Below are 20,240 nucleotides of genomic sequence, written 5' to 3' on the forward strand. Positions count from 1 at the left end.
CGTGTTCCGGTACAGACCGGACACGGCCCGCTCTCGCGGTGCTGACCTGTGCGAATCAGGCCTTGCCGTCCTCGGAGGCGTCGTCCGAGGTGTCTTCGGCCAGCCCGTTCTTCAGGACCGGTCCCTCTCCCGGGGCCAGCGTGCTGAGGATGCGCTCCAGGTCCTCCAGAGAGGCGAAGTCAACGACGATCTTCCCCTTCTTCTGGCCCAGATCCACCCTGACCCGCGTCTCGAACCGGTCCGAGAGCCGGGTCGCCAGCGTGCTCAGAGCGGGCGAGAGCCGGGCGCCGGCACGCGGACCCTTGGCCTTCGGGGCGCTCTGGGGCCGCGAGCCCATGAGGGTCACGATCTCTTCGACAGCACGCACCGAGAGACCCTCGGCCACGATCCGGTGCGCAAGCCGGTCCTGCTCCTCCGAGTCCTCGACGGAGAGCAGCGCCCGAGCATGACCGGCGGAGAGAACTCCGGCGGCGACCCTGCGCTGCACTGCCGGCGAGAGCTTCAGCAGTCGCAGCGTGTTGGAGACCTGCGGGCGGGACCGGCCGATGCGGTCCGCCAACTGGTCGTGCGTGCAGTTGAAGTCCTTCAGCAACTGGTCGTAGGCCGCGGCCTCTTCCAGGGGATTCAGCTGAGCACGGTGCAGGTTCTCGAGAAGCGCGTCCAGGAGGAGCTTCTCGTCGTCCGTGGCCCGCACGATGGCGGGGATGCGCTCAAGACCCGCCTCACGGCAGGCCCGCCAACGCCGCTCACCCATGATGAGCTCGTAGCGTGCGGGGCCCAACTGACGCACGACGACCGGCTGGAGAAGGCCGACCTCCTTGATGGAGGTCACCAGCTCGGCGAGGGCATCCTCGTCGAACACCACACGTGGCTGCTGCGGGTTCGGCGTGATGACGTCGAGCGGCAGCTCGGCGAAGTACGCGCCGGCCACGGTCTGGCTCTCCGGAGCCTCCACGGCCTGCTGGGGCGGCTCCACCGTTTCATGTGAGACAGGGCTCTGCGGGAGCGCCGTCACCTTCGCGGCGGCCACGCCTCGCTCGGCGGTCAGCACCGGCACTGCCGAGGGAGAGGTCGAGCCTCCTCCCACGCTCTGCGAGGGCTGCTTCTCCGTCGGGGCTGCAGGGATCAAGGCACCGAGGCCTCGACCCAGTCCTCTGCGTCGCTCGCTCACTGCATCCCCTCCGTCATGCTGTGCTGGTCGTTCTGAGCGCCCATGTGGGCGTGCTGGACGTCGTAGTGCACTCCGACCCCTCGCAGCGCGATCTCACGTGCCGCTTCGAAGTAGGAGAGGGCGCCGCTCGATCCCGGGTCGTAGGTGAGGACCGTCTGACCGTAGCTCGGGGCTTCGGAGATGCGGACCGACCGCGGGATGCTCGTGCGTAGGACCTCGTCGCCGAAGTGGTTGCGCACCTCGTCCGCGACCTGCGAGGCGAGCCTGGTCCTGCCGTCGTACATGGTGAGCAGGATCGTCGACACATGCAGGTTCGGGTTGAGGTGGCCCCGCACCAGATCGACGTTGCGCAGGAGCTGTCCGAGTCCTTCCAGTGCGTAGTACTCGCACTGGATGGGGATCAGCACCTCCGCACCGGCCACCAACGCGTTGACCGTCAGGAGGCCCAGCGACGGCGGACAGTCGATGAGGATGTAGTCCAGCGGCTGCTCGTACGCCTGGATCGCTCGCTGCAGTCGGCTCTCCCGTGCCACGAGTGACACGAGCTCGATCTCCGCACCGGCGAGATCGATGGTGGCCGGGGCGCAGAAGAGACCCTCGACGTCGACGACCGGCTGGACCACGTCGGAGAGCGGCTTGCTCTCGACCAGCACGTCGTAGATGGACGGGACTTCGGCGTGGTGGTCGATACCGAGAGCCGTGGAGGCGTTGCCCTGTGGGTCGAGGTCGATCACCAGGACACGGGCGCCGTGCAGCGCGAGTGAAGCGGCGAGATTGACGGTCGTCGTCGTCTTGCCCACTCCACCCTTCTGGTTGGCGACCACCATGACGCGGGTCTGCTCGGGGCGAGGCAGACCCTCGCCTGCGCGGCCGAGCGCTTCCACCGCCAGTTGGGCAGCACGACCGATGGGTGTGTCGTCCATCGGGGTCGGTGTTTCACGTGAAACATCCTCCCCCGCCGACTCGGTACGGGGACCGGGGACCGGATCGGTCATCGGTCCCGCGATGTTGGCGTCGGACCGCAAGGATTCACTCTCCTCGACATCAGGCTCGCAATGAACAGAGCCTCCCATGCTTTGAGGGTCGTGAACCAGCGAGGCCCGGGCTTCTGTGGACGAATCCACCTCTGTGGACAACTCCGTGCCCTTATCGAGGGAACCGAGTGGTCGGCGGTCGCGAGGTTCCGCAGCGCGGCCGCGACTGATGATGCCATGCAGCAGTGAGCGACGTTTCACGTGAAACACGATGCACGGCAGCCGGGGTGCCGCTGGTGCGACACCCCGGTATGGGTACGTTTGACTGCTTTTGTGGAGTACGGCTCGTCGTCAGGACGGATGAGTGAGGACGGACCAGCGTCGGCGGATCGCGCGGCTCAGCGGCGGCGACGCGCGCGAGCGGCCTTGGCCCGCTTCGCCGCGAAGCGCACACCACCGGGGCTCTCCCCGACCTCGACGCGCACGACCGTGGACAGCGGGTCCACCACACCCTCACCGACGTGCAGCACGGACGTGTCCACCGCACCGAGCTTGCTCAGGGAGGCGCCTGCCGCCTTCACCTCTTCCTCGGCGGTGTCTCCCTTGAGGAGCAGCATCTCTCCGTACGGGCGGAGCAGCGGGACGCCCCAGGCCGCCAGGCGGTCCAGCGGTGCGACGGCGCGAGCAGTCACTACATGGACGGGCGGCAGCTTGCCGAGGACTTCCTCGGCACGGCCCCGCACGACCGTCACATGGTCGAGGCCGAGCAGCTCCACGACCTCGGTGAGGAAGTTCGTGCGCCGCAGCAGCGGCTCCAGGAGCGTGATCTTCAGGTCCGGGCGGACCAGCGCCAGCGGGATACCCGGCAGCCCGGCACCGGAGCCGACATCGCACACCGTGACGTTCTCGGGCACGACCTCGGACAGCACGGCGCAGTTCAGCAGATGCCGCTCCCACAGCCGCGGCACTTCGCGAGGGCCGATCAGGCCTCGCTGGACTCCCGCGTCGGCCAGCAGTTCCGCGTACCGGACCGCGTCCGAGAAGCGATCACCGAATACCGTTCGGGCCTCTTCCGGCGCCGGGGGGAGCTCCGCTGCCTCCGTCACGGGGACCGTCCTTCCGTACCGCACTGGGGTGGCTGTCTATCAGGCTGACAAAGATCGGCCCCGCCTGCGAACAGACGGGGCCGGTTGACGCTGTGCCGATCAGGCAGGGAGTACGACGACGAAGCGCTGCGGCTCCTCGCCCTCGGACTCGCTGCGCAGACCGGCGGCCTTGACCGCGTCGTGCACGACCTTGCGCTCGAACGGCGTCATCGGATCGAGCTTGGCCGGTTCACCGGAGCTCTTCACCTCGGCCGCGGCCTTGGCGCCCAGCTCCGAGAGCTCCTCGCGCTTCTTGGCGCGGTAGCCCGCGATGTCCAGCATCAGGCGGCTGCGGTCACCGGTCTCGCGGTGCACGGCCAGGCGCGTGAGCTCCTGGAGCGCCTCCAGGACCTCGCCGTCGCGGCCGACCAGCTTCTGCAGATCGCGGCCGCCGCTGTCGCTGATGATCGAGACAGCGGCCCGGTCGGCCTCGACGTCCATGTCGATGTCGCCGTCGAGGTCGGCGATGTCGAGCAGACCCTCGAGGTAGTCCGCTGCGATCTCCCCCTCCTGCTCGAGGCGGGTCAGGGTGTCGCCGGCCTCAGCTGCGGCGGAGGTGGTGGTGCCTTCCGTCACTGGATGGGCTCCTTCTACTTCTTGGAGGACGGGTGCTTGGGCCGCTGCTGGCCCTTGCGCTGTCCCGACTTCGCTCGGCTGCGCTGACCGGAGCTGGGCTGGTTGCCCTGCTTGTTGCCGCCGGCCTGCTTGGTCTTGGGGGAGTCGTCCTCGGGCTCGGCCGCGGTCTTCTCCAGCGAGGGCTTCGCGTCGGAGGGCTCGCCCGCCTTGGTGTCGTCGGCGTCGCCCTGGGCGGCACCGGCCGCTCCCTGCGCGGTGCCGGACTGACGCTTGGCCTTGCTCTGGCGCTTGGGCTGCTGGCGCTTGGGGCCGCCCGCCGGGGTGCCGTCCTCGGTCTCGGTGAGGACGGTGGTGTCGCTCTCGGTCACGGTGCCGTCGGTCTGGGCCGCGAGGCCCGCCTTGGTCAGGCCGTTGATGAACTTCCGCTCGAACTCGTTGCGGTCCCGGCCCTTGGCGACGATCGCCTTGATGACGTTCGTGTTGCCGCGCCCGCTCACCTTCTTGTGGTGCGTGATCTGCTTCTGCAGGCGCTCCAGGAACGCGGCCTGGGCCTTGGAGCCCGGAGTCGGGTTCCTGCGGATCACGAACATCTGCTGGCCCATGGTCCACACGTTGGTGGTCAGCCAGTAGACGAGGACACCGACGGGGAAGTTGATACCGAAGACGGCGAACATGACCGGGAAGACGTACATCAGCATCTTCTGCTGCTGCATGAAGGGCGTCTTGACCGTGGTGTCCACGTTCTTCGTCATCAGCTGGCGCTGCGTGAAGAACTGCGAGGCCGACATCAGGACGATCATGACCGCGGTGACGACCCGGACGTCCGTCAGGGTGGCGCCGAGGGAGGCGACCTTGTCGGCACCGTCGGTGAACTTCGCGGCCAGCGGGGCACCGACGATGTGCGCCTTACGCGCGCTCTCCAGGAGCTGATCGTCGATGACACCGATCGTCTTGCCCGTCGCGATGCCGTTCAGCACGTGGTACAGAGCGAAGAAGAACGGCGACTGCGCCAGGATGGGAAGGCACGAGGAGAGCGGGTTGGTGCCCGACTCCTTGTACAGCTTCATCATCTCTTCGGACTGGCGCTGCTTGTCGCTCTTGTAGCGCTCCTGGATCTTCTTCATCTCGGGCTGCAGCGTCTGCATCGCCCGAGTCGCCTTGATCTGCTTCACGAAGAGCGGGATCAGACAGATCCGGATGAGGATCACCAGGGACACGATGGACAGGCCCCAGGCCCAGCCCGTGTCGGGACCGAAGATCTTCCCGTACACCGAGTGGAACTGGACGATGACCCACGAAACTGGTGTCGTGATAAAGCTGAAGAGACTGGCAATCGTGTCCACTAATCAGGCTCCTTGAGCATGGGACGGGGTCTCGGTCTCGGCGGCCGTGCCCGGGGGAAGATCCCCGGTCGGCTCGCCTGCGGCGGAGGGCCCGCCCTTGCGTTCGCGCCAGGAAGCGCGCAGCATCTCGTGCCACCGCGGACGCTTGCGCGGCGGAACATGGTCGACACCACCGAGCGACCACGGATTGCACCGCAGGATGCGCCAGGCCGTGAGCGCCGTTCCCTTGAGCGCACCGTGCCGGTCGATGGCCAGGTAGCCGTATCGGGAACACGACGGGTAGTACTTGCACACTGGGCCCAGGAGTGGACTGATCGTCCACTGGTAGAGCTTGATCAGAGCCAGCAGCGGGTACTTCATCGCGCGCCCCCTCCCAGCAACCGCTGCAAGGCGGCGTCCAGGTCTCGGGCCAGCTGTGCATGGTCGGCGTCGCCCGCTCCGGGCAGCGCTCGTACTACTACCAGGCTACCGGGGGGCACCAGGGCCAGCCGGTCGCGCATGAGGTGACGGAGTCTGCGCTTCACGGTGTTGCGTATGACTGCTCCACCCACGGCCTTGCTGACGACGAAACCCGCACGTGTCGGGGGAGAGCTCTCCCCAGGCACGTGCGGGTCCGTTGCACCGCTACGTAGATGGACGACGAGAAGCGGGCGCCCGGCCCGGCGTCCTCGGCGTACCGCGGTCGCGAAGTCTTCGCGCCGCCTCAGCCGATGCTCGGTAGGCAGCACGACGTCATGACCTGACTGAAATCAGGCGGACAGGCTGGCGCGACCCTTGCCACGACGGTTCGCGAGAATCGCGCGGCCGGCACGGGTGCGCATCCGCAGGCGGAAGCCATGGGTCTTGGCGCGACGACGGTTGTTCGGCTGGAAGGTGCGCTTGCTCACTCGGGGGCTCCAGAAATGATTCGTTGGTGGCGGGACATCGCCTGGCTGTCACCGTGCGCCCACGAGAAGCTCGCGAATACGCACCGAGTGCACCGCTTCACAATCACAGATCGTGATCTTTGCCCATCGGAGGCAGGCGGCAGCAGCCATCGACAACTCGACCTGGTCACGGTACGCGGGGCTACGCCATCCGGTCAAACCGGCCGTCATGGAGAGACACTGTGCACAGCCTGTGGACAACAACTTGAACCGCACCGGTCGCCCTGACTACCGTGACTGGACTCCGATTCGTTCCCTTCCTTCACTCCATACCGAATTCCGTCCCATGAACCACACGTTCGTGGGACCCCGTGAGAGAGCGTGCCCTGTGGCTGACGTACCTGCCGATCTTGCCGCAGTGTGGCCACGAGTTCTGGAACATCTGCTGGGTGAGGGCCGCGGGCAGGGTGTCGAGGCGAAGGACGAGCGGTGGCTCCGGAGCTGCCAGCCCCTGGCACTCGTCGCGGACACCGCGCTGCTGGCCGTTCCGAACGAATTCGCCAAGGGCGTACTGGAAGGCCGTCTCGCGCCGGTGGTCAGCGAGTCCCTGAGCCGCGAGTGCGGCCGCCCGATCCGCATCGCCATCACGGTCGACGACTCCGTGGGCGAACCCGCGGGCCCGCCTGCGCCTCCGATGCAGCAGCAGCCCGCTCCACAGCAGTCGCCCCACCAGCACCGCTACGACGAGCCCGAACTGCCGCCCGCCTCAGGCCAGGGGCGCGACACGTACGACAGTTATGGACGCCGCTCCTCGGACGACCACCAGGACGGCTCCCGGCCCGGCCAGATGCCGACCGCACGCCCCGCCTACCCGGACTACCAGCGCCCGGGCCCCGGCGCCTGGCCGCAGCCCCAGGACGACTACGGCTGGCAGCAGCAGCGGCTCGGCTTCCCCGACCGCGACCCGTACGCGAACCCGGTCCAGCAGCCGCAGCACGACTACCGCTCGCAGCCGCCGCAGGAGCGCTCGCCCTACGAGCAGCAGCGCTCCGAGCCGCAGGACCGGCGCGAGCGTCATGACATGTCCGACCAGCACGGCGGCCCCAGGGGCGGCGGGCACGGCGGCCACGGAGTGCACAGGGGCGGACCGGTCGGCCCCACCTCGTCGAGCGGCGCTCCCGGCCCGCTGGCCGCGCAGCCTGCGCCCGCGACGGGCCCGGGTGAGCCCACCGCACGCCTCAACCCGAAGTACCTCTTCGACACCTTCGTCATCGGCGCGTCGAACCGTTTCGCCCACGCGGCCGCGGTCGCTGTCGCCGAGGCGCCCGCGAAGGCGTACAACCCGCTCTTCATCTACGGGGAGTCGGGTCTCGGCAAGACGCACCTGCTGCACGCGATCGGGCACTACGCCCGCAGCCTCTACCCCGGCACGCGCGTGCGGTACGTGAGCTCGGAGGAGTTCACCAACGAGTTCATCAACTCCATCCGCGACGGTAAGGGCGACAGCTTCCGCAAGCGCTACCGCGAGATGGACATCCTGCTCGTCGACGACATCCAGTTCCTCGCGGACAAGGAGTCGACGCAGGAGGAGTTCTTCCACACCTTCAACACGCTCCACAACGCGAACAAGCAGATCGTGCTCTCCAGTGACCGGCCGCCCAAGCAGCTGGTCACTCTGGAGGACCGGCTGCGCAACCGCTTCGAGTGGGGACTGATCACAGACGTCCAGCCGCCCGAGCTGGAGACGCGTATCGCCATCCTTCGTAAGAAGGCGGTGCAGGAGCAGCTCAACGCTCCCCCGGAGGTGCTCGAGTTCATCGCGTCGCGCATCTCGCGGAACATCCGTGAGCTGGAGGGCGCGCTGATCCGGGTCACCGCCTTCGCGTCGCTCAATCGGCAGCCTGTGGACCTGGGACTCACCGAGATCGTCCTCAAGGACCTGATCCCGGGCGGTGAGGACGCGTCTCCGGAGATCACCGCGCCGGCCATCATGGCGGCCACCGCCGACTACTTCGGTCTCACGGTGGACGATCTGTGCGGATCCTCGCGCAGCCGGGTGCTGGTGACGGCCCGGCAGATCGCCATGTACCTGTGCAGGGAGCTGACCGACCTCTCCCTGCCGAAGATCGGCGCGCAGTTCGGCGGCCGCGACCACACGACCGTCATGCACGCGGACCGCAAGATCCGCGCGCTGATGGCGGAGCGTCGCTCCATCTACAACCAGGTAACCGAGCTCACCAACCGCATCAAGAACGGCTGACAGCCTCCGTAGAACGTCGTTGAAGGCGCTCCAGGACTCCTCCTGGGGCGCTTTTTTCGTGTCGGCACGCGCGCGTGCGGTTCGCCGCTGTTCGATTTCCCCTGCTCAGGCGCCTGTTCTCCACAGATTGGGCGACTTTTTTCCTTCCACACCCTGGGGACTGGGAAGTTGTCCAGACACTGTCCACAGGGGAGGCTGCTGAGAGATCATCAGGCCAGGTCAGGCGACTGTGGATTCGTGGACGAAGACTCTCCACAGGCTGTGGAGAAAAATTTCGTCCACAGGCTGTGCATGAAGTTGTCCACCGGCGGCCCACAGGCTGCGGCTCGTTGTCCCCAGCTTTCCCCAGCTTCTCCACACGGCTGTCCACTGTTCGGCAACGCAACGCGCCCTCTCACCGGGTCGAGTGAAAGGCGTCACACCAAGGTGGTCGGTTGGCCTGTGGGGAAGCTGGGTAAAGCTGGGGACAGCGCTGGGGAGAAGTCGCCCCTGCCTGTGCATCGGGTGTGCAGAACTTTCGCCCGTCCACAGAAACACCCGGTTGTCCACGGGCTCCACCCACAGGGTCAGTGGATAAAAAACCGGGCCTGACCTGCGCTTTCGCGGTTATCCACGGTTTCCACAGCCCCTACTACTACTCCCAACTAGAGAGACCAGGGAAATGGTTTCGAAGTTGGGGCTGTGCACAACTCTCGCTCCGGAGCTCCGACACCGCTCGGCACGACTTGACCCCGACAGGCACCGACTGTCAGTGCGGTGCGTCAGACTGGTCCCCGGTGTCCTTCCCACGGCATGGCTGAGAGACACCGAGTCAGACGACGAGGGCCACAGGCCCAGCGGGCGAAAGCAGCCAGCAACAGCAGGAGGCGGCTTAGGTGAAGATCCGGGTTGAACGCGACGTACTCGCGGAGGCGGTGGCCTGGGCTGCGCGCAGCCTCCCGGCCCGGCCCCCGGCGCCTGTCCTCGCGGGCCTGCTGCTGAAGGCCGAGGAAGGCGCACTGAGCCTGTCGAGCTTCGACTACGAGGTCTCGGCACGCGTCTCGGTGGACGCGGAGATCGACGAGGAAGGCACGGTCCTCGTATCGGGCCGACTGCTCGCTGACATCTGCCGCGCCCTCCCCAACCGCCCGGTGGAGATCTCCACAGACGGTGTACGGGCGACGGTGGTCTGCGGATCCTCGCGATTCACACTCCACACCCTCCCTGTGGAGGAGTACCCCGCACTGCCGCAGATGCCGACCGCCACCGGCACCGTCCCCGGTGAGGTCTTCGCTTCTGCCGCCTCTCAGGTGGCCATCGCCGCGGGCCGCGACGACACGCTGCCCGTGCTGACCGGTGTCCGCATCGAGATCGAGGGCGACACGGTCACCCTGGCCTCCACCGACCGCTACCGCTTCGCGGTCCGCGAGTTCCTGTGGAAGCCGGAGAACCCCGAGGCGTCCGCGGTGGCCCTGGTGCCCGCCAAGACGCTCCTGGACACCGCCAAGGCGCTCACGAGCGGCGACACGGTCACCCTGGCCCTGTCCGGCTCGGGTGCCGGTGAGGGCCTGATCGGCTTCGAGGGCGCCGGTCGGCGTACGACCACGCGTCTCCTCGAGGGCGACCTGCCGAAGTACCGCACGCTGTTCCCGACCGAGTTCAACTCGGTGGCCGTGATCGAGACCGCCCCCTTCGTGGAGGCCGTGAAGCGCGTGGCCCTGGTCGCCGAGCGCAACACCCCGGTGCGGCTCAGCTTCGAGCAGGGCGTGCTGATCCTGGAGGCGGGATCCAGCGACGACGCACAGGCTGTGGAAAGGGTCGACGCCCAGCTCGACGGCGACGACATCTCGATCGCCTTCAACCCGACGTTCCTGCTCGACGGCCTCAGCGCGATCGACTCGCCGGTCGCCCAGCTGTCGTTCACGACGTCGACGAAGCCCGCTCTGCTGAGCGGCAAGCCGGCCCTGGACGCCGAGGCGGACGAGGCCTACAAGTACCTGATCATGCCCGTACGTCTGAGCGGCTGAGCCCACAGGTGTGTGCGTGCGTCCGGGCGTAGGCTCGGACGCAGGTACGAAAGTGCCGTAACGCCACCTCGCTAGTGAAGGAACCTCTGATGGAGCTCGGTCTCGTCGGCCTCGGCAAGATGGGCGGCAACATGCGCGAGCGCATCCGCCGCGCAGGTCACACCGTCATCGGATACGACCGCAACCCGGATCTCGCGGACGTCCCCAGCCTCGAAGCGCTTGTGGGCAAGCTCAAGGGCCCGCGCGTGGTGTGGGTGATGGTCCCGGCGGGGGCCGCGACCCAGGCCACCATCGACGAGCTGGGCGAGCTGCTGCAGCCCGGCGACATCGTCGTGGACGGCGGCAACTCCCGCTGGACGGACGACGAGAAGCACGCCGAGGAGCTGAAGGCCAAGGGCATCGGCTTCGTCGACTGCGGCGTCTCCGGCGGCGTCTGGGGCCTGCAGAACGGCTACGCGCTGATGTACGGCGGCGACAAGGACGACGTCGCCAAGGTGCAGCCCATCTTCGACGCGCTGAAGCCCGAGGGCGACTTCGGCTCCGTCCACGCGGGCAAGGTCGGCGCCGGCCACTTCGCGAAGATGGTCCACAACGGCATCGAGTACGCGATGATGCAGGCCTACGCCGAGGGCTGGGAGCTCCTGGAGAAGGTCGACTCGGTCACGGACGTCCGTGAGGTCTTCCGCTCCTGGCAGGAGGGCACGGTCATCCGTTCCTGGCTGCTCGACCTCGCGGTCAACGCCCTGGACGACGACGAGCACCTGGAGAAGCTGCGCGGCTTCGCGCAGGACTCCGGAGAGGGCCGGTGGACGGTCGAGGCCGCCATCGACAACGCCGTGCCGCTGCCCGCGATCACGGCCTCGCTGTTCGCGCGGTTCGCCTCGCGCCAGGACGACTCCCCGCAGATGAAGATGATCGCCGCGCTGCGCAACCAGTTCGGTGGCCACGCCGTGGAGTCCAAGAGCGAGCACTGATCCACAGCCTGTGCGCAACCCCAGCCGTTGTGCACAGGCCTCGCAGCAAGAGAAGTAGGCCGGGGGAGGTCGGCGCACACCATGCACGTCACGCATCTGTCGCTGGCCGACTTCCGCTCGTACGCCCGGGTCGAGGTCCCTCTCGACCCGGGCGTCACCGCGTTCGTGGGCCCGAACGGACAGGGCAAGACCAACCTCGTCGAAGCCGTCGGCTACCTCGCCACGCTCGGCAGCCACCGGGTCTCGTCGGACGCCCCACTGGTGCGCATGGGCGCCGAGCGCGCCGTCATCAGGGCCCAGGTGCGCCAGGGCGAGCGCCAGCAGCTGGTCGAGCTGGAGCTCAATCCCGGCAAAGCCAACCGCGCCCGCATCAACAGGTCCTCCCAGGTCAGGCCCCGTGACGTACTGGGGATCGTCCGCACGGTCCTGTTCGCGCCCGAGGACCTCGCGCTGATCAAGGGCGATCCCGGTGAGCGGCGCCGCTTCCTCGACGAGCTGATCACGGCGCGCTCCCCGCGCATGGCCGGTGTCCGCTCCGACTACGACCGGGTCCTGAAGCAGCGCAACACCCTCCTGAAGTCGGCCGCCCTCGCCCGGCGCCACGGCGGTCGCTCCATGGACCTGTCCACGCTCGACGTCTGGGACCAGCACCTCGCGCGCGTGGGGGCCGAGCTGCTCGTCCAGCGGCTCGACCTGATCTCGGCACTGCAGCCGCTGGCCGACAAGGCGTACGAACAGCTGGCACCCGGCGGCGGACCGATCACTCTGGAGTACAAGCCGTCGGCGCCCGGCGACGGGCACACGCGCGAGGACCTCTACGAACAGCTGACCGCCGCCCTCGAAGAGGCCCGCAAGCAGGAGATCGAGCGAGGCGTCACCCTGGTCGGCCCGCACCGTGACGACCTGGTGCTCAAGCTGGGCCAGCTTCCCGCGAAGGGGTACGCGAGCCACGGCGAGTCCTGGTCGTACGCCCTGGCGCTGCGCCTCGCCTCGTACGACCTGCTCAGGGCCGAGGGCAACGAGCCGGTGCTCGTCCTCGACGACGTCTTCGCGGAGCTGGACGCCCGCCGCAGGGAGCGGCTCGCGGAGCTGGTGGCCCCCGGCGAGCAGGTGCTCGTCACCGCCGCGGTGGACGACGACGTGCCGGGCGTGCTCACCGGCACGCGGTACAAGGTGGCGGACGGCGCGGTGGACCGCGTATGAGCTCCGAAGAGCCTGCCGAGGGCGCCTCCGCGGCCGGATCCGCGGGCACCCCGAACACGCCTGCTCCCAAGACCCCCGAGCCCTCCGGCGTCGACCTCGCCAGGGTCGCCCTGCGGGCCGCGAAGGAACAGGCACGCGCGCGTGGCGATGCCGCACAGCAGAAGAAGCAGGCCCGGCGCGGCGGTCTGCGGTCCGGCGCGCGCGCCGACGGACGCGATCCGCTGACGCTCGGCTCCGCGATCAACCGCCTGATCACCGAGCGCGGCTGGGAGACGCCCGCCGCGGTGGGCGGTGTGATGGGGCGCTGGCCGCAGATCGTCGGCGACGACCTGGCCAACCACTGCGTCCCCCAGCGGTACGACGAGGACGAGCGCGTCCTGACCGTGCAGTGCGACTCGACGGCCTGGGCCACCCAATTGCGCCTCATGGCCCCGCAGCTGGTCGCACGACTCAACGAGGACCTGGGCCACGGCACCGTACGTCTCCTCAAAGTCCTCGGCCCCGGTGGTCCCGCGCGCCGCTTCGGACCCTTGCGCGCACCGGGCAGCACGGGCCCCGGGGACACCTACGGCTGAGGCGGTCCGCGGCGGTAGCTCGTGGTTGACACCTCGAAGCGCTGAGTGCCGCTGTGAGCCTCTTAGAGCCCCGGGCCGCATATGGGGAGTCGGTCGAGGCCGGTTCAGGACGGCACATGCGGACTCAGGTACCGGCAAACCCCCATCACTGTCGGCGCTACCGGTAGACTGGAAGCTAATCCCGCCCCACTTGTGGGACGCACCGAGCAACGCTGACTATCGCTGAACGACGCAGCCGCTCCGGCCACCGCCGGGTGCTTGGCTTGTGCTGTGCCAGAAAGGGCGCTTCGTGGCCGATTCCGGCAACCCCAACGAGAACCTTCCGTCCAACGAGGCCCTGGCAGGAACCGCCGAGGCCTCAGCCACGGCGTACGACGCCAGCGCGATCACCGTCCTCGAGGGTCTGGACGCGGTCCGCAAGCGACCCGGCATGTACATCGGCTCGACCGGTGAGCGTGGCCTGCACCACTTGGTGCAAGAGGTCGTCGACAACTCCGTCGACGAGGCCCTGGCCGGGTACGCGGACACGATCGACGTCACGATCCTCGCCGACGGCGGCGTACGCGTGATCGACAACGGCCGAGGCATCCCGGTCGGCATGCACCCCGTGGAGAAGAAGCCGGCCGTCGAGGTCGTGCTCACCGTGCTGCACGCGGGCGGCAAGTTCGGCGGCGGCGGCTACGCGGTCTCCGGTGGTCTGCACGGCGTCGGTGTCTCCGTGGTGAACGCGCTCTCCACCAAGCTCTCGGTCGAGATCAAGACCGACGGCTACCGCTGGACGCAGGACTACAAGAGCGGCGCCCCGACCGCGCCCCTGGAGCGGCACGAAGCCACCCAGGAGACCGGCACCTCGGTGACCTTCTGGGCCGATGCCGAGATCTTCGAGACCACGGTCTACTCCTTCGAGACGCTGGCACGGCGCTTCCAGGAGATGGCGTTCCTCAACAAGGGTTTGACCATCAAACTCACTGATGAGCGCGAGTCGGCGAAGGCGACGGCGGGTGCGGACTCGGCCGAGGCGACCGACGACGCGGCCCCCGAGGCCCGCACGGTGACGTACCACTACGAAGGCGGCATCGTCGACTTCGTGAAGTACCTCAACTCCCGCAAGGGCGAGGTCATTCACCCGACCGTCATCGACGTCGAGGCCGAGGACAAGGAGCGCATGCTCTCGGCCGAGATCGCGATGCAGTGGAACTCGCAGTACACCGAGGGTGTGTATTCCTTCGCGAACACCATCCACACGCACGAGGGCGGTACGCACGAAGAGGGTTTCAGGGCCGCGCTGACGGGCCTGGTCAACCGCTACGCGCGCGACAAGAAGCTGCTCCGCGAGAAGGACGACAACCTCACGGGTGAGGACATCCGCGAGGGTCTGACCGCGATCATCTCGGTGAAGCTGGGCGAGCCCCAGTTCGAGGGCCAGACCAAGACCAAGCTGGGCAACACGGAGGCGAAGACCTTCGTCCAGAAGGTCGTGCACGAGCACCTCACGGACTGGTTCGACCGGAACCCCAACGAGGCCGCGGACATCATCCGCAAGGGCATCCAGGCCGCCACGGCCCGTGTCGCCGCCCGCAAGGCGCGCGACCTGACCCGCCGCAAGGGCCTCCTGGAGACGGCGTCCCTGCCGGGCAAGCTCTCCGACTGCCAGTCGAGCGATCCGACGAAGTGCGAGATCTTCATCGTCGAGGGTGACTCCGCCGGTGGTTCGGCGAAGTCCGGCCGCGACCCGATGTACCAGGCGATCCTGCCCATCCGAGGCAAGATCCTGAACGTCGAGAAGGCGCGCGTCGACAAGATCCTGCACAACCAGGAAGTCCAGGCGCTGATCTCGGCCTTCGGCACGGGTGTGCACGAGGACTTCGACATCGAGAAGCTCCGCTATCACAAGATCATCCTGATGGCGGACGCCGACGTCGACGGTCAGCACATCAACACGCTGCTCCTGACGTTCCTGTTCCGCTTCATGCGGCCGCTGGTCGAGGCCGGGCACGTCTACCTGTCGCGCCCGCCGCTGTACAAGATCAAGTGGACGCGGGACGACTTCCAGTACGCGTACTCGGACCGCGAGCGCGACGCCCTGGTGGAGCTCGGCCGTCAGGCCGGCAAGCGCATCAAGGACGACTCGGTCCAGCGCTTCAAGGGTCTCGGCGAGATGAACGCCGAGGAACTGCGCGTCACGACGATGGACCAGGAACACCGCGTGCTCGGCCAGGTCACCCTGGACGACGCGGCGCAGGCCGATGACCTCTTCTCGGTGCTGATGGGAGAGGACGTCGAGGCACGGCGCTCGTTCATTCAGCGCAATGCCAAGGACGTTCGCTTCCTCGACATCTGAGTCGGCCCGTACAAGCCGCACCTCGAAAGGACTTTGACCAGCAATGGCCGACGAGAACACCCCTGTGACGCCCGAAGAGGAACCCGCCGTTCCCGGCGTGGGCATGCGTGTCGAGCCCGTCGGGCTCGAGACGGAGATGCAGCGCTCCTACCTCGACTACGCGATGTCCGTCATCGTGTCCCGCGCGCTGCCCGACGTACGCGACGGCCTGAAGCCCGTACACCGCCGCGTCCTGTATGCGATGTACGACGGCGGCTACCGCCCCGAGAAGGGCTTCTACAAGTGCGCCCGCGTCGTCGGCGACGTCATGGGCACGTACCACCCGCACGGTGACTCCTCCATCTACGACGCCCTGGTGCGACTCGCCCAGCCGTGGTCGATGCGGATGCCGCTGGTGGACTCCAACGGCAACTTCGGCTCCCCGGGCAACGACCCGGCCGCCGCCATGCGGTACACCGAGTGCAAGATGGCGCCGCTGGCCATGGAGATGGTCCGTGACATCGACGAGGACACCGTCGACTTCACGGACAACTACGACGGCCGCAACCAGGAGCCGACGGTCCTGCCGGCGCGCTTCCCGAACCTGCTGATCAACGGCTCGGCGGGCATCGCGGTCGGCATGGCCACCAACATCCCGCCGCACAACCTCCGCGAGGTCGCGGCGGGCGCACAGTGGGCTCTCGAGCACCCCGACGCCTCGCACGAGGAGCTCCTCGACGCGCTTATCGAGCGCATTAAGGGCCCCGATTTCCCGACCGGTGCCCTAGTAGTGGGCCGAAAGGGCATCGAGGAGGCGTACCGCACGGGCCGTGGCTCCATCACGATGCGCGCGGTCGTGGCGGTCGAGGAGATCCAGAACCGCCAGTGCCTGGTCGTCACCGAGCTGCCGTACCAGACCAACCCGGACAACCTCGCGCAGAAGATCGCCGACCTGGTCAAGGACGGCAGGGTCGGCGGCATCGCCGACGTCCGCGACGAGTCGTCCTCGCGCACCGGCCAGCGCCTCGTCATCGTCCTGAAGCGGGACGCGGTCGCCAAGGTCGTGCTGAACAACCTCTACAAGCACACCGATCTGCAGTCGAACTTCAGCGCCAACATGCTGGCCCTGGTCGACGGCGTGCCGCGCACCCTCTCGCTGGACGCGTTCATCCGGCACTGGGTGACGCACCAGGTCGAGGTCATCGTCCGGCGGACGAAGTTCCGGCTGCGCAAGGCCGAGGAGCGGGCGCACATCCTGCGTGGCCTCCTCAAGGCCCTGGACGCCATCGACGAGGTCATCGCGCTCATCCGCGGCAGCCAGACCGTCGACATCGCGCGCGAGGGCCTGATGGGCCTCCTCTCGATCGACGAGATCCAGGCCAACGCCATCCTCGAGATGCAGCTGCGCCGCCTCGCGGCCCTGGAGCGCCAGAAGATCGTCGCGGAGCACGACGAACTCCAGACGAAGATCAACGAGTACAACGCGATCCTGGCCTCGCCCGAGAAGCAGCGCCAGATCATCAGCGACGAGCTCGCGGCGATCGTCGACAAGTTCGGCGAGGACCGCCGCTCCGCCCTGGTGCCCTTCGACGGCGACATGTCCATGGAGGACCTGATCGCCGAAGAGGACATCGTCGTCACCATCACGCGCGGTGGCTACATCAAGCGCACCAAGACCGAGGACTACCGCTCGCAGAAGCGCGGCGGCAAGGGCGTGCGCGGCACGAAGCTGAAGCAGGACGACATCGTCGACCACTTCTTCGTGTCGACGACGCACCACTGGCTGCTGTTCTTCACGAACAAGGGCCGGGTCTACCGCGCCAAGGCGTACGAGCTGCCCGACGCCGGTCGCGAGGCCCGCGGCCAGCACGTCGCGAACCTGCTCGCCTTCCAGCCGGACGAGCAGATCGCCGAGATCCTCGCGATCCGTGACTACGAAGCGGTGCCCTACCTGGTGCTCGCCACCAAGGGCGGCCTCGTCAAGAAGACGCCCCTGAAGGACTACGACTCGCCCCGCTCGGGCGGCGTCATTGCCATCAACCTCCGCGAGACGGAGGCCGGTTCGGACGACGAGCTGATCGGTGCCGAGCTGGTCTCCTCCGAGGACGACCTGCTGCTCATCAGCAAGAAGGCCCAGTCGATCAGGTTCACCGCAACGGACGACGCGCTGCGCCCGATGGGCCGCGCCACTTCGGGCGTCAAGGGAATGAGTTTCCGCGACGGCGACGAACTGCTCTCGATGAATGTCGTTCGTCCAGGTACGTTCGTGTTCACCGCTACCGACGGTGGGTACGCAAAGCGAACCAACGTCGACGAGTACCGCGTTCAGGGTCGCGGTGGCCTCGGCATCAAGGCCGCCAAGATCGTGGAGGACCGCGGCGAGCTCGTCGGCGCCCTGGTGGTCGAGGAGACCGACGAGATCCTCGCCATCACGCTGTCCGGCGGTGTGATTCGTACGCGAGTCAACGAGGTCAGGGAGACGGGCCGTGACACCATGGGCGTCCAACTGATCAACCTGGGCAAGCGCGATGCCGTGGTCGGTATCGCACGTAACGCCGAGGCCGGGCGCGAGGCCGAGGAAGTCGACGGAGACATCATCGTCGACGAATCGGACGCCGCGGAGCCGACCACCGGTACGGACGAGGGCGCGGACTCCTCGGCCGAGTAGCGCGAGGAGTGAGTCATCGTGAGCGGAGCCACGGGCGCCGGGGCTAAGCGGACCGGCACTACCGGCACGGACGGTGCCCGTGGCTCCGCCACTGATGAACACGACTCAGATGAGTCTCATGGATCCCAGGGGGGGACTGTGACGGACACCCGAGGGCCAGGGACTTCTGGTCAGGCTTCGGGCCAGTACGACACCTCGTACGCGGCAGGCAAGGGCAAGCAGGGAAGCGGGGCGCTGCCCGGGGAGCGGCAGCCTCAGCAGCAGTCGTCCCAGCCGTACCACCCGCCGCAGGCGTATCAGCAGGGCAACCAGACGGGCTCGGTGCGCCGACCGCGGACGGGGGCGCGCACGACCCCGCGCACCCGCAAGGCGCGTCTGCGCGTGGCCAAGGCCGACCCGTGGTCGGTGATGAAGGTCAGCTTCCTGCTCTCCATCGCGCTCGGCATCTGCACCATCGTCGCCGCGGCCGTCCTGTGGATGGTCATGGACGCGATGGGCGTCTTCTCCACGGTCGGCGGCACGATTTCCGAGGCCACGGGCTCGAACGAGTCCAACGGCTTCGACCTGCAGTCCTTCCTGTCGCTGCCGCGCGTTCTGATGTTCACGACGATCATCGCGGTCATCGACGTCGTCCTGGCGACCGCTCTGGCGACGCTGGGCGCGTTCATCTACAACCTCTCCGCGGGCTTCGTGGGCGGCGTCGAGCTGACCCTGGCCGAGGACGAATAGTCCCTGCTCCCCCGCGCGCGGGTATCGATTTTGGGACTGGCCCCCAGGTGCGCTAATCTTCAGAGGTCAGCGCGCGGGACACCGCAGCGCGGCGGGGCTATAGCTCAGTTGGTTAGAGCGCATCCCTGATAAGGATGAGGCCACAGGTTCAAATCCTGTTAGCCCCACAAGTACGGAACCCCCAACCGGTCACGGTTGGGGGTTTTGGCGTTTCTGAGGGGAAGCGGTGGGGGTGAGGGTGTGGGTTCCGGGGTGTGGGGTGCGGGGCGGGTGTGAGCCGGGAGCCGAGAACTGGTGGTCCTGTGGGCTTGCGCAAGAAGACCCCCGGCCTGTGGTGGCCGGGGGTCTTCTGAGGTTCAGGAGGGCATAGGCCCTGGGGGTGAGCCCTGGGCTACGGCTCTGGGGCGAGGCCTGGCTCCTGCGCGGTGGCGTCAGTCTCGGCTTCGGTGTCCGTCGTGGGCAGGTGCCGGCAGCTGGGGGACGAGCCATGGGCCTCGGCGCGGATGCGTTGCTTCATCGTCGGGGGCAAGGACCGTTCGTACGCCGCCGACCAGAGCGCCATCATCGGCGTGGGTGCGCACACCGTGGCGTTCCGTGCGTTCGTGGTCTCCTGTACCGCCGTGGCGGCCGTGGCCGTCGTGGTGAGCCCCATCGCGGCGAAGAGCGCGAGGAACGCGGTGACGATCGTGGTCCAGAGCTTCATGGCCTTGTTGCCGGTCATTGCCCCTCAATTCGGGTTGGGCGATTTGCGTACTTTCCTCATGATGTGTATGCGGAGCCGAGAGTGGGGGACCGACGCTCGCGTCGTGTCGATGTTCAGATGAACACCACCCGGATGGCCCCAAGGGCGCCAAGAAGGGGGCAAAGCGGCGAAAGTCACAGTGGATGGGTTCCGGGCCGGAGCTTCTGCATCCGTTTCTACTGCTGTATGCAGGGCGGGAGTTGAGGCCCAACCAGGTCACCGATCGATATCGCTCGGTGTGTATAGTCGGGCGCCAGAAGTCCCCTACGTCAAGGAAAGACGAGGTCGCGCGGTGAAGAAGCTTCTCCTGGTCGCACTGGCCGCCATCGGCGGGCTCCTCGTGTACCGCCAGATCCAGGCGGATCGCGCCGAGCAGGATCTGTGGACGGAGGCGACTGACTCCGTGCCCACGGGTTCGTGAGTACCGACACAGTCACTTCACAAGCCCCGGTCGCTTTTGCGGCCGGGGCTTTGTGCTGCCCGCGCCGCCCGGAATCCTGCGTGGTTCGCGCTCGTGAATGAATCACTTGCGTATGCGAATACGGGGGCGTAGGCGCGGCGGCGATACGAAGGTGTGGATGGCGCGGTTGCGCCGGTGACCTGCCTGTGGTGGTGTCCGCGCGGTGCCGGGCGGGCAGGACGGTCGGGACGGGTGGGACGGCTGGGTTCGCGGCGAGGGGTGACGCGT

At 67.7% G+C, this 20,240-nt stretch carries 18 protein-coding genes and 1 tRNA gene; 10 read left to right on the forward strand and 9 right to left on the reverse strand.

Going from position 1 to position 20,240, the window contains the following annotated elements; genetic code table 11:
• Positions 1–55: 55 nt before the first annotated feature.
• The 8 genes from AC068B_RS24765 to rpmH form a co-directional block, all read right to left on the reverse strand.
• The gene (locus AC068B_RS24765) at positions 56–1,171 is read right to left on the reverse strand and encodes a ParB/RepB/Spo0J family partition protein (RefSeq protein ID WP_478673854.1); all 1,116 of its coding nucleotides are present in this window, start codon (positions 1,169–1,171) and stop codon (positions 56–58) included.
• Positions 1,168–2,244: a ParA family protein gene (locus AC068B_RS24770; protein WP_356261051.1), complete on the reverse strand. Its 1,077-nt coding sequence runs from the start codon at positions 2,242–2,244 to the stop codon at positions 1,168–1,170. The genes AC068B_RS24765 and AC068B_RS24770 overlap by 4 nt, the downstream gene beginning before the upstream one ends.
• A gap of 299 nt (positions 2,245–2,543) precedes the next feature.
• Positions 2,544–3,251: a 16S rRNA (guanine(527)-N(7))-methyltransferase RsmG gene (gene rsmG, locus AC068B_RS24775; protein ID WP_356261048.1), complete on the reverse strand. Its 708-nt coding sequence runs from the start codon at positions 3,249–3,251 to the stop codon at positions 2,544–2,546.
• Between the two features lie 99 nt (positions 3,252–3,350).
• Positions 3,351–3,866: a Jag family protein gene (locus AC068B_RS24780; protein WP_478673855.1), complete on the reverse strand. Its 516-nt coding sequence runs from the start codon at positions 3,864–3,866 to the stop codon at positions 3,351–3,353.
• 14 nt (positions 3,867–3,880) lie between these two features.
• Positions 3,881–5,209 carry a membrane protein insertase YidC gene (gene yidC, locus AC068B_RS24785; protein WP_478673856.1) on the reverse strand — a complete coding sequence of 443 codons (1,329 nt, stop codon included), beginning with the start codon at positions 5,207–5,209 and terminating at the stop codon, positions 3,881–3,883.
• 3 nt (positions 5,210–5,212) lie between these two features.
• Positions 5,213–5,569 (reverse strand): membrane protein insertion efficiency factor YidD, encoded by a 357-nt coding sequence (gene yidD / locus AC068B_RS24790; RefSeq protein ID WP_478673857.1) that lies wholly within the window; start codon positions 5,567–5,569, stop codon positions 5,213–5,215.
• Positions 5,566–5,937 carry a ribonuclease P protein component gene (gene rnpA, locus AC068B_RS24795; protein WP_150169940.1) on the reverse strand — a complete coding sequence of 124 codons (372 nt, stop codon included), beginning with the start codon at positions 5,935–5,937 and terminating at the stop codon, positions 5,566–5,568. Before rnpA ends, yidD begins: the two co-directional genes overlap by 4 nt.
• Positions 5,938–5,958: 21 nt before the next feature.
• Positions 5,959–6,096, reverse strand: a complete 138-nt coding sequence (gene rpmH / locus AC068B_RS24800; RefSeq protein ID WP_006381191.1) for a 50S ribosomal protein L34 — start codon at positions 6,094–6,096, stop codon at positions 5,959–5,961.
• A gap of 367 nt (positions 6,097–6,463) precedes the next feature.
• Here rpmH and dnaA point away from each other — a divergent pair, with 367 nt between their 5' ends.
• From dnaA to AC068B_RS24845, 9 genes are all read left to right on the forward strand, one after another.
• Positions 6,464–8,335 carry a chromosomal replication initiator protein DnaA gene (gene dnaA, locus AC068B_RS24805; RefSeq protein WP_478673858.1) on the forward strand — a complete coding sequence of 624 codons (1,872 nt, stop codon included), beginning with the start codon at positions 6,464–6,466 and terminating at the stop codon, positions 8,333–8,335.
• 875 nt (positions 8,336–9,210) lie between these two features.
• Positions 9,211–10,341 carry a DNA polymerase III subunit beta gene (dnaN, locus tag AC068B_RS24810; protein WP_359352943.1) on the forward strand — a complete coding sequence of 377 codons (1,131 nt, stop codon included), beginning with the start codon at positions 9,211–9,213 and terminating at the stop codon, positions 10,339–10,341.
• Positions 10,342–10,430: 89 nt separating this feature from the next.
• Positions 10,431–11,315: a phosphogluconate dehydrogenase (NAD(+)-dependent, decarboxylating) gene (gene gnd, locus AC068B_RS24815; RefSeq protein ID WP_055565811.1), complete on the forward strand. Its 885-nt coding sequence runs from the start codon at positions 10,431–10,433 to the stop codon at positions 11,313–11,315.
• An 81-nt stretch (positions 11,316–11,396) separates the two neighbouring features.
• The gene (gene recF / locus AC068B_RS24820; protein WP_478673859.1) at positions 11,397–12,518 is read left to right on the forward strand and encodes a DNA replication/repair protein RecF; all 1,122 of its coding nucleotides are present in this window, start codon (positions 11,397–11,399) and stop codon (positions 12,516–12,518) included.
• Complete coding sequence (locus AC068B_RS24825) at positions 12,515–13,093, forward strand: DciA family protein (protein ID WP_478673860.1); 579 nt, start codon at positions 12,515–12,517, stop codon at positions 13,091–13,093. The genes recF and AC068B_RS24825 overlap by 4 nt, the downstream gene beginning before the upstream one ends.
• Positions 13,094–13,358: 265 nt before the next feature.
• Positions 13,359–15,434: a DNA topoisomerase (ATP-hydrolyzing) subunit B gene (gene gyrB / locus AC068B_RS24830; protein WP_478673861.1), complete on the forward strand. Its 2,076-nt coding sequence runs from the start codon at positions 13,359–13,361 to the stop codon at positions 15,432–15,434.
• 43 nt (positions 15,435–15,477) lie between these two features.
• Positions 15,478–18,081, forward strand: coding sequence for a DNA gyrase subunit A (gene gyrA / locus AC068B_RS24835; RefSeq protein ID WP_468565695.1), 2,604 nt, complete (start codon positions 15,478–15,480; stop codon positions 18,079–18,081).
• 18 nt (positions 18,082–18,099) lie between these two features.
• Positions 18,100–18,810, forward strand: coding sequence for a DUF3566 domain-containing protein (locus AC068B_RS24840; protein WP_478673862.1), 711 nt, complete (start codon positions 18,100–18,102; stop codon positions 18,808–18,810).
• Between the two features lie 93 nt (positions 18,811–18,903).
• Positions 18,904–18,977: transfer RNA gene (locus tag AC068B_RS24845), tRNA-Ile, on the forward strand.
• A 224-nt stretch (positions 18,978–19,201) separates the two neighbouring features.
• On the opposite strand, the gene AC068B_RS24850 is transcribed toward AC068B_RS24845, so the two are convergent.
• Entirely contained in the window at positions 19,202–19,531 is a 330-nt protein-coding gene (locus AC068B_RS24850; protein WP_306332319.1) for a DUF6344 domain-containing protein, read from the reverse strand.
• A 313-nt stretch (positions 19,532–19,844) separates the two neighbouring features.
• Between AC068B_RS24850 and AC068B_RS24855 the strand changes: the two genes are divergently transcribed.
• Positions 19,845–19,973 (forward strand): DLW-39 family protein, encoded by a 129-nt coding sequence (locus AC068B_RS24855; protein ID WP_003999697.1) that lies wholly within the window; start codon positions 19,845–19,847, stop codon positions 19,971–19,973.
• Positions 19,974–20,240: the final 267 nt, after the last annotated feature.

This window comes from Streptomyces sp. NPDC042371 (assembly GCF_056437465.1).

Excerpts from the sequence above, each read along its gene's own strand:
- yidD (WP_478673857.1), bottom strand. The coding sequence starts at position 5,569 with ATGAAGTACCCGCTGCTGGCTCTGATCAAGCTCTACCAGTGGACGATC.
- AC068B_RS24825 (WP_478673860.1), top strand. The coding sequence starts at position 12,515 with ATGAGCTCCGAAGAGCCTGCCGAGGGCGCCTCCGCGGCCGGATCCGCG.
- recF (WP_478673859.1), top strand. The coding sequence starts at position 11,397 with ATGCACGTCACGCATCTGTCGCTGGCCGACTTCCGCTCGTACGCCCGG.
- gyrA (WP_468565695.1), top strand. The coding sequence starts at position 15,478 with ATGGCCGACGAGAACACCCCTGTGACGCCCGAAGAGGAACCCGCCGTT.
- gnd (WP_055565811.1), top strand. The coding sequence starts at position 10,431 with ATGGAGCTCGGTCTCGTCGGCCTCGGCAAGATGGGCGGCAACATGCGC.
- AC068B_RS24850 (WP_306332319.1), bottom strand. The coding sequence starts at position 19,531 with ATGACCGGCAACAAGGCCATGAAGCTCTGGACCACGATCGTCACCGCG.
- AC068B_RS24770 (WP_356261051.1), bottom strand. The coding sequence starts at position 2,244 with ATGGGAGGCTCTGTTCATTGCGAGCCTGATGTCGAGGAGAGTGAATCC.